The following is a 13,143-nucleotide window of genomic DNA, read 5'->3' as shown; positions in this document are numbered from 1 at the left end:
TCCGGTGCGTGATTGGGACGATCAGGCGCCCGCGGAACGGCCCCCGCTGGACGCCGAGGGGCTGCGCGAGAAGCTCGTGCGGCCGGGTGGGCCGTACGCGGCGCTGGAGGTCGTCTCCTGCACCGGATCCACCAACTCCGACCTGGTCGCCGCCGCGCAGTCCGGCGCGGCGGACCGGACGGTGCTGATCGCCGAGACCCAGACCGCGGGCCGTGGCCGCAACCACGACCGGCAGTGGTTCTCCCCGCCGAGGGCCGGGCTGTACCTGAGCGTGCTGCTGCGCCCCGGCGGGGTGCCGTTCCCGCGGCTGGGCTGGCTGGTGATGCTGGCCGGGGTCGCGGTGGTCAACGCGGTCGGCGAGCTGTGCGAGGTGCAGGCCCGGCTGAAGTGGCCGAACGACCTGCTGGTCGGCCCGGACCTGGCCAAATGCGGCGGCATCCTGGCCGAGGTGGTCGCCGGTCAGCCCGAACCCGCGGTGGTGCTGGGCATCGGCGTCAACGTGCACCACACCAGGGACGAGCTGCCGGTGGGACCCGGCGGGCTGCGGCCGACCTCGCTCGCGCTGCAGCAGGCCGCCTGCCTGGACCGCCAGCTCATCGCGGTCCGGCTGCTGGCAGAACTGGCCAGGGCCGAGGCGCACTGGCGGGAGGCCGAGGGCGATCCCGGCCGGTGCGGGCTGGTCGGGGACTACCGCTCGGCCTGCTCGACCCTGGGCAAACAGGTCAGGGTGGAACTGCCCGGCGGCGCGGAGCTGACCGGCTTCGCCGCCGACGTGGACCTGGACGGCCGCCTGGTGATCCGTACCACCACCGGCGAACTCAAACCGGTTTCCGCAGGTGACGTGGTGCACCTGCGGCCGGTCACACCGACCGGGGTGGCTGGTTAGGGCCGGTCGTCGGGGTGCGCGGTCAGTGCGCGCCGGTACCGTGATCGTCGACTGAATGGTGTGCCATTCCTGGAGGAAGTGCCGTGGCCTATCCGGACGACCTGCTCGCCGACAACGAGCACGTCGTGGTCCACAAACACCCGCACTGGAAGATGCTGCTCATCCCGGTGCTGGTGCTGCTGGTCACCATCGGGCTCGGGCTCTACCTCGCCGCGCTCATCCAGGACCTGAGCTGGGCGGGCATCGGCTGGATCGTGCTCGGCGTGCTCGGCGTGCTGCTGGTGGTGATCTTCGTGCTGGTGCCGCTGGTGCGCTGGCGGTCAACGCACTTCGTGGTCACCACCCAGCGGATCATGGTCCGGGAGGGCGTGGTCACCCGCACCGGCATCGACATCCCGCTGTCCCGGATCAACAGCGTCCGGTTCAAGCACGGCCTGCTGGACCGGGTGCTCGGCTGCGGCACCCTGATCGTGGAGTCCGCCTCGGACGAACCACTGGAGTTCGACGACATCCCCGGCGTGGAACGCGTGCACACCCTGCTCTACCGAGAGGTCAACGATGACCCTGACGACGACTTCGTCCGCAATCGTCAACCGCGTGAGGACGGCCGCTGATGGGCGCGCGTGAGGTCGGACTGCCGAGCACGGTGCTGCCGGTCAACACCGGGGATCTGCCCGGCCGGGTGACCATCTGGGAGGTCGGCGCCCGCGACGGGCTGCAGAACGAGCAGAGCGCGGTGCCGGTGGAGGTGAAGCTGGAGTTCCTGGACCGGCTGGCCGACAGCGGCCTGTCCGTGCTGGAGGCGACCAGTTTCGTGCACCCCAAGTGGGTGCCGCAGCTGGCCGACGCCGAGGACCTGCTGGCCGGGCTGACCCGCCGCCCGGACGTGATCTACCCGGTGCTGGTGCCCAACGAACGCGGCCTGGACCGCGCGCTGGCCGCCGGGGTGGACCACATCGCGATCTTCGGCAGTGCCACCGAGACCTTCGCCCAGCGCAACCTGAACAGCAGCCTGGACGTGCAGTTCGCCATGTTCGACCCGGTGGTCACCAGGGCCCTGGAGGCGGACATGTCGGTGCGCGGCTACGTCTCGATGTGCTTCGGCGACCCGTGGGAGGGCCCGGTCCCGGTGCAGCAGGTGGTCGAGGTCGGCCGCCGGATGCTGGAGATGGGCTGCTGGCAGCTCTCCCTCGGCGACACCATCGGCGTGGCCACCCCTGGGCACGTGGAGGCGGTGCTCGGCGGTTTCATCGAGGCCGGGGTGGACCCGTCCATGCTCGCGGTGCACTTCCACGACACCTACGGGCAGGCGCTGGCGAACTCGTTGAGCGCGCTGTACTGCGGAGTGTCCACAATAGACTCATCAGCCGGTGGGCTTGGTGGTTGCCCGTACGCGGAATCGGCCACCGGCAACCTGGCCACCGAGGATCTGGTGTGGATGCTGGAGGGCATGGGCATCGAACACGGGGTCGACCTGGACAAGCTGGTCGCCACCAGCGTGTGGATGGCCGAGCGGCTGGGCAGGCCGAGTCCGTCCCGGGTGGTGCAGGCACTGGCCAAGTGACCCCGGAAACCGAGTGGCTGGACGGTTTTCCGTTGCTGGCCTGGCAACTCGACCGGCCCTGGCTGGCCATCTCCTCCGCGGTGCTCGGCGGCGGCGTGGGCGAGCGGGACTGGGTGCTCAACGCCACCGTGCCCACCGGCTACGACCGCACCGATCCGGAAGTCCACTGTGCACAGCTGGCGGAGCGGGTCGGCTTGTCCGGCAACGGAACCGCGTTGCTGACCGCGGTGGACGTGCGGCAGGCGGTGCTCAGCGAGGGCGAAGGGGTCAGCGTCACCGTGACCACCGGGGTGGGCCAGCCGCTGTGGGCGGCCTCGGCTGAGCCGCCGGTGTGGTTCCCGCGGCCGGGCACCATCAACGTGGTGGGCTGGCTGCCGGTGCGGCTGACCGAGGGCGCGCTGGTGAACGCGGTGGCCACGGTGGCCGAGGCCAAGGCGCAGGCGCTGGTGCAGGCCGGTATCGAGGGCACCGGGACCTGCACGGACGCCACGGTGTTGCTGTGCCCGGCGGATGGTTACGCGGAGCGGTATGGCGGGCCGCGTTCGCTGGTCGGGTCGGCGCTGGCGCAGGCGGTGCACACCGCGATCAGCACCGGGCTGCGGCTCACGGCGGCGGAAGTTCGGTTCGGCTCGTGATGCCGAGTTTGCGGTAGGCGCTGCTCAGGTGCAGTTCCACGGTCCGGCGCACGACGAACAGCCGGGCCGCGATCTCCCGGTTGCTCAGTCCGTGCGCGGCCAGGTTGGCCACCCGCAACTCCGTTGGCGTCAACGCTTCCAGGCCGCTGTGCGCCTGCCGCCGGGGCCGGGCGCCGGAGACCCGGAGTTCGGCCCGGATCCGCCGGTCCACCACGGTCGCCCCGCACTGCTGGGCCAGCGCGCCGGCCAGCCGGAGCTGGTCGCGGGCCTCGGCGAGCTGGTTGGTCTTGCGCAACGCGGTGCCCAGATCGGCCAGCGCGCGGGCGTGTTCCAGTGGCGCCTCGGCCCCGGCGAGCACCCGGGCCGCCTCGCGCAGCAGTTCCACCGCCGCGCTGCCGCGGGCCAGCACGCCGGAGACGCGCAGCGCGCCGCCGATGGCCTGCGGGCTGCCCCAGGAGCGGGCCAGTTCCAGCTCCTCCATCGCCAGGGCCTTGGCGGTGCCGAGCCTGCCCAGGGTGGCCAGCCCGATGGCGGCGGCCGAGCGCCAGGGCAGCACGGCGGGGTTGGGCATCCGCCAGGCGTCCAGCCGACGGCCCGCGCAGAGCAGGTCCTCCACGCCCTCGGCCGGGGCGCCGGTGGCGATCCGCAACCGGCCGCGTCCGGCCAGCAGCCAGGCCCCGGCCAGGCCGCCGGGTAGCTGGTCGGCGGCCAGGATCTCCTCGTAGAGCCGGTGCGCGCCTTCCACGTCGCCGGTTTCGGACAGCGTGTCGGCCAGCCGGGTCGCCGCGGTCACGGCCAGGCCGTGCGCGTACCGCGGGCCGAAGCGGACCAGCGCGTTCAGGCAGGCGCGGGCGTCGTCGCGGCACTGGGTGAGCCTGCCCAGCCGGTAGCCGACCTCGGTGCGCACGGCCAGCGCGAAGGCGAGGTCGGCCGGCGAGCTGGCGGCCTCGAAGAGCCGGTCGGTCTCCTCGGCTGCGGCCGCGTTGGCCCCGGCGATGCTGAGCGCGAGCGCGGTGGCCGGTCCGGACAGCAGCGCGGTGTCCGCCTCGGCGCAGGCCCAGGACAGCACCCGGTCGCGTTCGGACCCGGCCAGGATGGCGCGCACGCTCCACAGCACCGGCGGCAGTTCCGCGCCGGGTGCCGGGGTGAGCCGGGCCGCGGCGGTGGAGGAATGCAGCAGGGCCAGGAGGGCCTCGCCGACCAGCAGCGCCTCGGTGACCTCGGGGTCGGCGCACTGTTCGCGCACCTCGGTCAGCACCCGCAGCCCGTCCTCGTGCCTGCGGCTCAGGCAGAGCAGCCCGGCCAGCTGGCGGGCGATCTCCGCGCGCTGCGCCGGTTCGGTGCTCACGGTCAGCGCCCGGCGCAGCGCGGCCACCGCGCCTGCCACGTCCAGGTGGCTGAGCACTGAGCCGAGCCGGACCAGGATCCCGGCCCGCTGCCGGTTGCCGAGTTGTTCGCGCAGCGCGGCCCGCAGGTAGCGCACGGCGTGTCCGGTGCGGCCCGCGGTGACGGCTTCGGCCGCGGCCAGTTCCAGCACCTGCGCGGCCCACGCCTCGCCCAGCGGTCCGGCCCGCAGCAGTTCGGCGCCGACCCGTTCCGCGCCGGCGCCCCTGGCGTGCAGCAGCCGGGCCGCGCCGCCGTGCACGTGCTGGCGGGCCTCCTGGCTCAGATCGGCCGCCGCGGCCGCGCGGACCAGCGGCTGGCGCAGCGACACCTGGTCCCGCCGCCAGTTCAGCAGTCCGGCCTCGGTGAGCGCGTCGGCCAGCCGGGCGGCCCGTTCAGGGGACAGTCCGCGGATCGCGCCCGCCAGGTCCAGTTCGACCTCCTCGCCGAGCGCGGCCAGGGTGCCTGCCAGCTCGGCGGCGCCCGGTCCGAGTTCGGCCAGCACCAGCCGCAGCCAGCTCACGATCTCCGCGGGCGGCCGCTCCAGCAGTGCCCGCACCGTGCTCACCGTGGGTGGCACGCCGCCCTGGCGCAGTCCGCGCAGCAGGGCGTGCACCAGGAACGGGTTGCCCGCGGTGGCCGCGTGGCAGGCCGCGCCGACCCCCTCGGCCACCGGCACCCCGAGCAGCGCGCCTGCAATCGTGGTCACGTCCGGGATGGACAGTCCGTCCAGGACGATGTGGTGCGCGAACCGGTCCGCCAGATCGGCGGGCCACACCTCGGCAGGCGCGGTGGTGCCCAGCACCAGCACCCGTTCGCCGCCGATCCGGCGCAGCAGGTAGGCCAGCCAGCGGGCCGAGGCGGTGTCCGCCCAGTGCAGGTCGTCGATGGCGATGACCAGCGGGCGTTTCTCGCTGAGTCCCACCGCGACCCGGTACAGCTCGTCCACCGCGTCATAGGGCAGGTAGCGGGTCTCGTGCCTGCCCAGCGAGCGCACCGCGGCGGCGGGCACGCCGGGCGCGCGGCCGCCAGCGCTCACCGCGGTCAGCTCCCGGCCGCGGTCGATCTCCTGGCCGAGCAAACGTTCGGAGAACAGCTGGCGCAGCAGGCACAGCGGGAAATCCGCCTCCCACCGGTCCGCGCCCGCGGCCAGCACCAGATCGCCCGCGGCCCGCGCGCGGGCCAGCACGGCCCGCAGCAGCGCGCTCTTACCCGCTCCGGCCGGGCCGCGCAGCAGCGCGCTGGTCCCGTGGCCTGCGTGGGCGAGGGAGAGCAGCTCGTCGACCGCGTTCAGCTCGACCGCACGTCCGACGAGATCCACCCACTCCCTCTTTCTCTTCGCGGGCCGCCTTCAGCATGGACGCCTGATCCTCACTCAGGTTGACCCGATTGAGCGATACCTCTCGTGATCTGTCCTACCGGGAGCACGGCAAACCCGAAACCTTTCGGACCCTGCCGAGAGGCCGCGACTTTCGCTGATGAGCAGGCTCAAAGGTGCACACGAACGAATGACCACGGATGAGTGAACGGGAGGTCCGAAGTGGCCGGTTCAACACTGCGCCTGCGCGGTCCGAGTGGCCGGGAGGTGACCGTCGGCCTACCGGATCAGGCCCGGGTGACCGCGGTCGCGGCCGAGGTGCGGTTCGCCGGCGGCGTCTACAGCCGGGGCTTCCAGATCGGCCCGCGCGGCTACCACGAGTTCGCCTGCCGGGAGGTGCTGCCCGCCACCCCGGTGGACCGGTTCCTCGGCGCCGGGCGGGAGATCGTGGTCGCGGCCACCGCCGACCGGGACACCACGGTGGTGAGCTGGCTGGGGCCCTTCCACGAGCTGCTCACCGTGTTCAGCGGTCCGGCGCCGGACCGGGAGACCCTGGTCGCGCTGTTCGCCGGACTCGACCTGGACGACCGGCCCGAGGGCCTGCGGGTGCGGGCCGTGGTCGAGCAGGTCCTGGAACGGATCACGCTCACCGTGCACGGCCGCGGCACCGTGACCATTCCCGGTCCGGAGACCGCCCGCCAGGTGCTGCCCAAGCACCGCGGCGCGCCCACCCCCGGCGGCGAGCTGTGGCGGCTGGCGCTGCCCGGCCGCGCGGGCTCGGCCGATGCCAGGGACTACCTGTTCGTGCTGGCCGGACCGCGTGGAGCGGCCGAGGTGCAGCTCAGCCGGGACACCGTGGCCTCCACCGAGGAGCTGCTGGACTGGGTGGGCCGCCTGGACGTGGCCTGGGCAGGCCGCTGATGGATCCCGTGCTCGCCCTGCTGATCCTGGCCTGGGCCGCGATCGTGCTGCTGTACCTGGGCCTGGCCGCGGTGCTGCGCGAGGTGCGGTTGCTGCGCCGCGGGCTCACCGCCGGCCAGGCCACCGGACTCGGCGGCACCGGCCTGCGGCTGCCGGACTCGGTCAGCGCGAAGCTGGGTGGCCCGCGCACCGTGCTGGTCGCCGACTCCGGCTGCCCGCTGTGCCAGTTCACCGCCGCCGAACTGGCCCGGCACGCCGACCGCCCGGCGCTGCTCACCTACGAGGACCGCACCGCCTGGCCCGAACTGCCCGACTCGGTCGAGTTGATCACCGACCGGGACGCCTGGCAGGGCCTGGCCCACCTCAACCCGCCGATGCTGCTGTCGGTGGCCGCCGACGGCCGGATCGACTCCCTGGTCCTGCCCACCTCCGCCGCGGACGTGCTCCGCGCGCTGCGTGCCCCGGAAAGGCAGCCCTCGTGACCCTCCGCCTCGACCTCATCCCGCACGCCGACGTCCTCCCCGAGGGCGGCTACTCCTCCACCGGCGGTCTACGCGCGCTGCGCACCCCGGCCAGCCGCCGGGGCGTGCTGCGCGGGGTGGCGCTGTCCGCGCTGACCCTGGGCACCCTGTCGCTGACCTGGGGCAACCGCAGCGCGCACGCCGAGACCGGGCCGGGTGGCCTGGAGGGCTGGGACCGCAACGACTGCAAGGACGCCTACCCGCAGGGCTACGAGGAGGACAAGGACACCGGCGGCCAGTTCCGCACCGCCGCGGGCGCCTGCTTCGGCGGCGAGTTCCGCTCCAGTGAGTACTGCGCCAACGGCTGGCACCGCTCCGGCACCTTCGGCGCGGAGGTCTACGCCACCGTGAGCAGCTCGTGCAACGGCAAGAACGCGTGGAAGTGGCGGACCCCGGACGGCCGGGTGTACCGCTGCTCCGACGGCAACCTCACGGTCACCAAGAACGGCACCACGAACACCTACTTCACCATCTGCCGCGCCCTGGTGCGATGACCAGGTTCTGGCATCCGCTGACCGCGGCGGTCCTGCTCGCGCTGGTGGCGCTGGCCGGATTCGCCCTCGACCGCGGTGGCGCCGGCTGGTCCTGGCTGGTGGTCGGCGCCGCCGCGGGCTTCGCGGTCAGCGGCTCCACCTGAAGCCGGAACTCAGCCTCGGTGCTGGGCTCGCCGGTCTGGCGGGGTGTCGCGCCCTTCGCGTTCGCGGGGGGATTGTTGCTCGGCGGCGTGCTGAGTGCCTTCGGGTTCCTGGTGATCGGCTCGGTGCTGCGGCCGTTGCTGCCCGCGGTGGTGCCGGCCGGGCTGGTCACCGGGTGGCTGATCACGTTGGTGCTGCGGGAGTTCGGGCTGCTCCGGTTCCCGCTGCCGCAGAACGCCCGGCTGGTGCCGGAGACGGTGTTCCGGCACGGCCCGGTGTTCGGCCCGCTGCAGTTCGGGCTGGAGATGGGCACCGGCCTGCGCACCTACGTGACCAGTGGTCTGCCGTACGCCGCGCTGGTGCTGCTCGCCCTGTTCGCCAGTCCGCTGACCGCGTTGCTCACCGGGCTGGCGTTCGGGGCCGGGCGGTCCGTGATGACCTTCGGGGTCCGCTGGCACGGTCCGCCCGGCGCCTGGGACGCGGCCTGGCTCCGGCACTCCCGGTTGCTGACCGCCTTGCTGTGCCTGGCTTTCGCGCTGGCTCAGACCAGCGTGATCGTCGGGCCCTGAGCTGGCACCAGCTCGCCGATCACCGGCGCGCCCGGCACCTCGCCCGCCACCAGCAGACCGCCGGAGGTCTGCGCGTCGGCCAGCAGCAGGGCGTCCACTTCGGACAGTCCGGCCAGTTCGGCGTGCGGGCGCACCCAATCCAGGTTGCGCCGGGTGCCGCCGCTGACGTACCCGGCCCCGGCGGCCGCGCGGGCCCCGTCCAGGTAGGGCACCGCGGCCGGGTCCAGCACCGCGGTGACCCCGCTGGCCCTTGCCAGCTTGTGCAGGTGCCCGAGCAGGCCGAAGCCGGTGACGTCGGTGGCGCAGCGCGCGCCACCGGCCACCGCGGCCTCGGCGGCCCGGTCGTTCAGCGCGATCATGGTGGCGATGGCCTGCGGGAAGACCTCGCCGGTCTGCTTGTGCCGGGTGTTGAGCACGCCGGTGCCCAGCGGTTTGGTCAGCGACAGCGGCAGCCCCGCGCGTCCGGCGTCGTTGCGCAGCATCCTGGCCAGCTCGACCAGCCCGGTCACCGCCAGCCCGTACTTGGGGTCGGCGTCGTCGATGCTGTGCCCGCCGCCGATCGGGCAGCCCGCCCTGGCCGCGATCTCCGCGCCGCCGCGCAGCACCTCGGCGGCCAGCTCCATCGGCAGCACCTCGCGCGGCCAGGCCAGCAGGTTCACCGCCAGCACCGGGCGGCCGCCCATCGCGTAGACGTCGGAGAGCGCGTTGGCCGCGGCGATCCGGCCCCAGTCCGCCGCGTCGTCGACCACCGGGGTGAAGAAGTCGGTGGTCAGCACCAGCCCCCGGGTGTCGTCGAGGCGGCGCACGGCCGCGTCGTCGCCGTTCTCCGCGCCCACCACCAGGTCCGGGTGCGGCGCGGCCAGGCCGGCCAGCACCGACTCCAGCTCACCGGGCGGGATCTTGCAGGCGCAGCCGCCGCCGCGCGCGTACTGAGTGAGTCTCACTCACCCGATCATGGCTCGCGGGTGCCGAACATGCCGACAAAGGTGGTCCGCATGACAACCTCGTCACCCCGGTAGGCGCGTCCGGTCATCTCCACCAGGCCCAGCCGCTCCCGGCTCTTGGACCGGCGCGCGGAGATCACCTCCAGCTCGCTGCGCAGCACGTCGCCGGGGAAGACCGGCTTGGGCCACAGCAGTTCGGAGCAGCCCGGCGAGCCCTGCGAGGTGGAACCGGCCAGCACGTGGTCCACATAGGACCGCATCCACAGCGAGCTGGTGTACCAGCCGGAGGCGCACAGCCCGCCCAGCACCGAGGCCGCGCCCGCTTCCTCGTCCAGGTGGAAGGGCTGCGGGTCGAAACGCTCGGCGAAATCGAGCATCTCGTCCTTGTCGATCACGATCTCGCCGAGCGGGATGATCCGTCCCGGGATGAGGTCCTCGAAGGCGATGGCTGGCATGCCAACGATCGTGCCACTGAAAAGCCTTCGATCCAGCGGGAACCGGGAGGGGTGTTCGGCCGTCAAAGGGGTGACCTGCGTCCCACCCCTGGAGGTCTCGTGCCGACCGACCACAAGGCCCAGGTGGCCGAACTGATCGCCGACTACCGGCGCAGCCGTGACCAGCTGGGCACCGTGCAGCGCGCCTTCCGCGAGGTCAGGGAGACCGCCAGCAGCGAGGACGGCCTGGTCACGGTCACCGTCGGCCCGCGCGGCACCCTGGTCGATCTCCGGATCACCGAGAACGCCTACCAGCGCTACCGGGCCGCCGAACTGGCCCAGGTGGTGCTCCAGGTGACCGAGGCGGCCGCCGCGCTCGCCGCGGCCAGCGCGGCCCGCGCCCTGGCCCCGCTGCTGCCGGCCGACGCGGATCCACAGGCGGTGCTCGACGGCAGCGGCGATCTCACCGAGGCGGAGCTGAACCTGCGGCCGCCACGGGCCGATGAGGACTTCGAACAGCAGAACTGGCTGCGTGCGGGAGGAGAGCGGTGAGCGGGTTCCGGGTAGAACACGAGCGGCTCAGCCGGGCCGCCGGGGACTTCGACGATTACGGCGACCGGGCCGGGACCATCTTCGCCGAACTGCAACGGGCCCTGACCGAACAGGGCGAGTGCTGGGGTTCGGACGCGGTGGGCCGCAACTTCGCCCGCACCTACCTGCCGGACGCGGAGGCGACCTTGACGGCCCTCGGCAAGTTGCCGGAGGCACTGGTGGCGGTCAGCGGCAAGCTCGCGGACACCGCCGAGGAGTACCAGAGCAGCGAACGGGACGCCGAGCAGAAGCTGAAACTCACCTGAGTTCAGGTGAGCGCCGGGAAGTCGGGGAGAGGACGGTATGGGGATCGAGCTACCGCCGGAGGTGGCCCAGGTCGCCAAGGCGCTGCGGGTGCAGTGGCCCAAGGGCGATGAGGACAAGATGCGGCTGGCCGCCAAGGCCTGGCGCGCGGCCGGTGACGGGGTCACCCGGCTGTCCACCGAGACCGACGCGGTCGCCCAGCACGCGCTGCAGACGGCCAAGGGGGACGCGGCCGAGACGGCCAGGAAGCACTGGAACGGCTTTGTCGCCGCGGACACCGGCCGGATGCCCGCCATCGCCAAGGGCTGCCTGCGCGCGGCCCAGCGGCTGGAGCACGCGGCCACCGAGATCGCGGCCACCAAGACCAAGATCATCGCGGAGCTGCTGAAGCTGGTCCGGCAGAGCGAGGTCGCCCAGCTGCTGGCCACCGAGGGCGGCCTGGAGGCACTCGCCTCTGGCAACTCCCAGGCCAGCAGCGCGCTGGCCAACCTGACCAGCCTGACCGACAAGCTCGCGGGCACCGTGGTGCTCGGCGGCGACGGCTCGGTGGAGTCCGACGTCTACCCGGTCACCGGCCCCGGGGCCAGGGACGGGAAGACCGGATACCAGGTCGACCCGGCCACCGGCTGGTTGCTGGACCCGAAGAGCGGTCGACTGATCCACCCGGAAAGCGGCAACCTGCTGGGCATGCCCGGTGAGTACGTGCGCGACGGCGAGGGCAACCTCGTCTACCAGAACTCCGGCCAGCCGGTGGATCTGACCAAGGTGCTCCAGCCAAGGGACGGCGAGTACCCGCTCCCCGGCGGTGCGTCCGGGGCGCCCCCGGCCGCCGCGCCGGGCACCCAGCCCGGCCTGCCCACGGATCCGCGTCAGCCGGACCCTGGCCGCGCGGGCGATCACGAGCAGCCCTCCTTCGGCCCGCAGCCGGGCAAGGGCGCGCCGCCGCCGTACTACGACCCGAGCCCGCAGACCGGCCCGATCGAGCTGCCCCGGCAGAACCAGCCGGGACCGCCGCCGCCGGTCTACTACGACCCCACGCCGACCCCGGTGCACCGCGCGCCTGCCGCCCCGGCCCCGAACCAGGTCCAGCTGTCCTGGGCGGGTTCGCCGGAACCGGTCGCCGCCCCACCCGCCGCTCCGGCGCCGGTGACCGCGGCCCCCGGACCGCCCCCGCCGCAGCCGCCACCCAACTTCCAGCAGTTCGGCCCGGGTGCGCCCGGTGCGCCGCCGGCACCACCGCCGGCCGCCCAGCCGATCGCCGGACCCGGTCACTCCGCCGTCGGCGCCCCGCACGCGGGCGCGGCGGCGGGCGGCGCGGCCGGTGTCGCGCCGGTGCCGGTGCCCGGCGGCCGCGGTGGCGTCGGGCTGGACGGCGGGTTCGGGCCGAACAAGGACTGGCGCGGAGTCCGCCCCGGCGCCGGGTACCTGGACATGGCCCCCGGCGTGCAGCCGATCGTCGAACCGGACCGCCCGGTGGCCGCCAAGATCCCGGCCCCGGCCCGCAAGGACGACGAGCTGGCGCTGTTCCTGGTGCACCTGTTCCCGTTGGGGCACATGCCAAGGCCGGCCAACCGTCCGGACCGCCAGCTGCCCCGGCCACGCGCCGAACTGGACTACGCCGCGGGCCTGCGCTTCGCCCCGCACGACCACCCGCGGTCCGGGCTGATCACCGGCTACCCGGTCGCCCCGGTGCCGCGCACCCCGGGCCTGGCCGCCGACCACCCGGCCGTGCTCGCGCTGATCCCGGACTACGACCCGCTCGGCGGCCAGCACGAACGCGACTGGGACCGCCGTTTCCTGGCCCGCGCGGCCCAGGACGACCGGGCCGCCGAGTACGCCTGGCCGCCGGCCGAGCTGTGCCCGGAGGGCGGCGTCGACCCGGACGGGGCCGAGCCGATCGTGCTTTCGGTCGGTTCGATCGTGGACCGGTTCGGCCCGCGGGACGGCCGGGTCTTCGCCGTGGACGGCACCCCGTTCACCGAACGCGGCCTGCCGCCGGAACTGATCGGCCAGGGCTACCACCGGTTCCAGGTGGCCCGTGAGCTGCCGGTGTGGCGCACGGTGGCCGCGCCGTGGTTCGGTCAGGCAGGCGGCGGGGTCCGGTTCCGGGCCACCCACGCCGCCGCCGAGCTGCTCGCCCTGGGATTCCTGGTCGAACTGGGAGAGGAAGTCAACGCGTGAACGCCGAGTCGATCGGGGAATGGCTGCGCGCGCTGGGCGTGCCGCCGCAGGTGGTGTCCATCGGCGCGGAGGCCGACAACGCCTGGTGCCTGCTGCGCGACGAGGTCGCCGACGAGGAGGGCCAGTTCGGCTGGGAGGTCTTCTGGCGCGAACAGGGCAACCGCTACGACTGGGCCCGCTTCTCCAACGAACAGGTCGCCTGCTTCTACCTGTTCGGCCGCCTGACCTGGGCCCAGGTCAGCCGCGGCGCGCTGGGCGTGGTCCAGCAGGTGCCCTGACGACTTGGGCCAACTGGTA

16 protein-coding genes are annotated in these 13,143 nt (G+C 73.6%); 13 read left to right on the top strand and 3 right to left on the bottom strand.

What is annotated here, in order from left to right; translation table 11 throughout:
• Positions 1-4 precede the first annotated feature (4 nt).
• From ACTOWY_RS36755 to ACTOWY_RS36740, 4 genes are all read left to right on the top strand, one after another.
• Positions 5-886, top strand: a complete 882-nt coding sequence (locus ACTOWY_RS36755) for a biotin--[acetyl-CoA-carboxylase] ligase (protein ID WP_441314196.1) — start codon at positions 5-7, stop codon at positions 884-886.
• Between the two features lie 83 nt (positions 887-969).
• Positions 970-1,500 (top strand): PH domain-containing protein, encoded by a 531-nt coding sequence (locus ACTOWY_RS36750; protein ID WP_441314195.1) that lies wholly within the window; start codon positions 970-972, stop codon positions 1,498-1,500.
• Positions 1,500-2,450, top strand: a complete 951-nt coding sequence (locus ACTOWY_RS36745; RefSeq protein ID WP_441314194.1) for a hydroxymethylglutaryl-CoA lyase — start codon at positions 1,500-1,502, stop codon at positions 2,448-2,450. The genes ACTOWY_RS36750 and ACTOWY_RS36745 overlap by 1 nt, the downstream gene beginning before the upstream one ends.
• On the top strand, positions 2,447-3,085 hold the full coding sequence (locus ACTOWY_RS36740) for an adenosylcobinamide amidohydrolase (RefSeq protein WP_441314193.1): 639 nt from the start codon (positions 2,447-2,449) through the stop codon (positions 3,083-3,085). The genes ACTOWY_RS36745 and ACTOWY_RS36740 overlap by 4 nt, the downstream gene beginning before the upstream one ends.
• Here ACTOWY_RS36740 and ACTOWY_RS36735 read toward each other — a convergent pair.
• A complete protein-coding gene (locus ACTOWY_RS36735) occupies positions 3,054-5,789 on the bottom strand; it encodes an ATP-binding protein (protein ID WP_441314192.1) in 2,736 nt (911 codons plus the stop codon). The two genes, ACTOWY_RS36740 and ACTOWY_RS36735, sit on opposite strands and share 32 nt — an antisense overlap.
• A 219-nt stretch (positions 5,790-6,008) precedes the next feature.
• On the opposite strand from ACTOWY_RS36735, the gene ACTOWY_RS36730 reads away from it, so the two are divergent.
• The 5 genes from ACTOWY_RS36730 to ACTOWY_RS36710 are packed head-to-tail and all read left to right on the top strand — an operon-like array spanning position 6,009 to position 8,432.
• Positions 6,009-6,707 (top strand): hypothetical protein, encoded by a 699-nt coding sequence (locus ACTOWY_RS36730; RefSeq protein WP_441314191.1) that lies wholly within the window; start codon positions 6,009-6,011, stop codon positions 6,705-6,707.
• Entirely contained in the window at positions 6,707-7,189 is a 483-nt protein-coding gene (locus ACTOWY_RS36725; protein WP_441314190.1) for a hypothetical protein, read from the top strand. Before ACTOWY_RS36730 ends, ACTOWY_RS36725 begins: the two co-directional genes overlap by 1 nt.
• Positions 7,186-7,722: a hypothetical protein gene (locus ACTOWY_RS36720; RefSeq protein WP_441314189.1), complete on the top strand. Its 537-nt coding sequence runs from the start codon at positions 7,186-7,188 to the stop codon at positions 7,720-7,722. Before ACTOWY_RS36725 ends, ACTOWY_RS36720 begins: the two co-directional genes overlap by 4 nt.
• A complete protein-coding gene (locus ACTOWY_RS36715; RefSeq protein ID WP_441314188.1) occupies positions 7,719-7,865 on the top strand; it encodes a hypothetical protein in 147 nt (48 codons plus the stop codon). Before ACTOWY_RS36720 ends, ACTOWY_RS36715 begins: the two co-directional genes overlap by 4 nt.
• 18 nt (positions 7,866-7,883) lie before the next feature.
• Positions 7,884-8,432: a hypothetical protein gene (locus tag ACTOWY_RS36710; RefSeq protein WP_441314187.1), complete on the top strand. Its 549-nt coding sequence runs from the start codon at positions 7,884-7,886 to the stop codon at positions 8,430-8,432.
• Here the strand turns inward: ACTOWY_RS36710 and selD are convergent.
• Positions 8,405-9,376: a selenide, water dikinase SelD gene (gene selD / locus ACTOWY_RS36705; RefSeq protein WP_441314186.1), complete on the bottom strand. Its 972-nt coding sequence runs from the start codon at positions 9,374-9,376 to the stop codon at positions 8,405-8,407. The genes ACTOWY_RS36710 and selD overlap by 28 nt on opposite strands.
• A gap of 8 nt (positions 9,377-9,384) precedes the next feature.
• Positions 9,385-9,831: a MaoC family dehydratase gene (locus ACTOWY_RS36700; RefSeq protein WP_441314185.1), complete on the bottom strand. Its 447-nt coding sequence runs from the start codon at positions 9,829-9,831 to the stop codon at positions 9,385-9,387.
• A gap of 99 nt (positions 9,832-9,930) precedes the next feature.
• Here ACTOWY_RS36700 and ACTOWY_RS36695 point away from each other — a divergent pair, with 99 nt between their 5' ends.
• The 4 genes from ACTOWY_RS36695 to ACTOWY_RS36680 are packed head-to-tail and all read left to right on the top strand — an operon-like array spanning position 9,931 to position 13,124.
• Positions 9,931-10,362, top strand: a complete 432-nt coding sequence (locus tag ACTOWY_RS36695) for a YbaB/EbfC family nucleoid-associated protein (RefSeq protein ID WP_441314184.1) — start codon at positions 9,931-9,933, stop codon at positions 10,360-10,362.
• Entirely contained in the window at positions 10,359-10,667 is a 309-nt protein-coding gene (locus ACTOWY_RS36690) for a WXG100 family type VII secretion target (RefSeq protein WP_441314183.1), read from the top strand. Before ACTOWY_RS36695 ends, ACTOWY_RS36690 begins: the two co-directional genes overlap by 4 nt.
• Before the next feature lie 37 nt (positions 10,668-10,704).
• The gene (locus ACTOWY_RS36685) at positions 10,705-12,846 is read left to right on the top strand and encodes a glycohydrolase toxin TNT-related protein (RefSeq protein WP_441314182.1); all 2,142 of its coding nucleotides are present in this window, start codon (positions 10,705-10,707) and stop codon (positions 12,844-12,846) included.
• Positions 12,843-13,124, top strand: coding sequence for a hypothetical protein (locus ACTOWY_RS36680; protein ID WP_185001696.1), 282 nt, complete (start codon positions 12,843-12,845; stop codon positions 13,122-13,124). Before ACTOWY_RS36685 ends, ACTOWY_RS36680 begins: the two co-directional genes overlap by 4 nt.
• Positions 13,125-13,143: the final 19 nt, after the last annotated feature.

It is taken from the genome of Crossiella sp. CA198 (assembly GCF_052078295.1).
In the GTDB taxonomy this organism is placed as follows: domain Bacteria; phylum Actinomycetota; class Actinomycetes; order Mycobacteriales; family Pseudonocardiaceae; genus Crossiella.
Note: the sequence above shows the minus strand (reverse complement) of the source record. Positions and strands in the feature narration are given on the sequence as shown.

Bases quoted from the DNA above. Each gene is read 5' to 3' on its own strand.
- ACTOWY_RS36745 (WP_441314194.1), top strand. From the start codon at position 1,500: ATGGGCGCGCGTGAGGTCGGACTGCCGAGCACGGTGCTGCCGGTCAAC.
- ACTOWY_RS36725 (WP_441314190.1), top strand. From the start codon at position 6,707: ATGGATCCCGTGCTCGCCCTGCTGATCCTGGCCTGGGCCGCGATCGTG.
- ACTOWY_RS36715 (WP_441314188.1), top strand. From the start codon at position 7,719: ATGACCAGGTTCTGGCATCCGCTGACCGCGGCGGTCCTGCTCGCGCTG.
- ACTOWY_RS36700 (WP_441314185.1), bottom strand. From the start codon at position 9,831: ATGCCAGCCATCGCCTTCGAGGACCTCATCCCGGGACGGATCATCCCG.
- ACTOWY_RS36685 (WP_441314182.1), top strand. From the start codon at position 10,705: ATGGGGATCGAGCTACCGCCGGAGGTGGCCCAGGTCGCCAAGGCGCTG.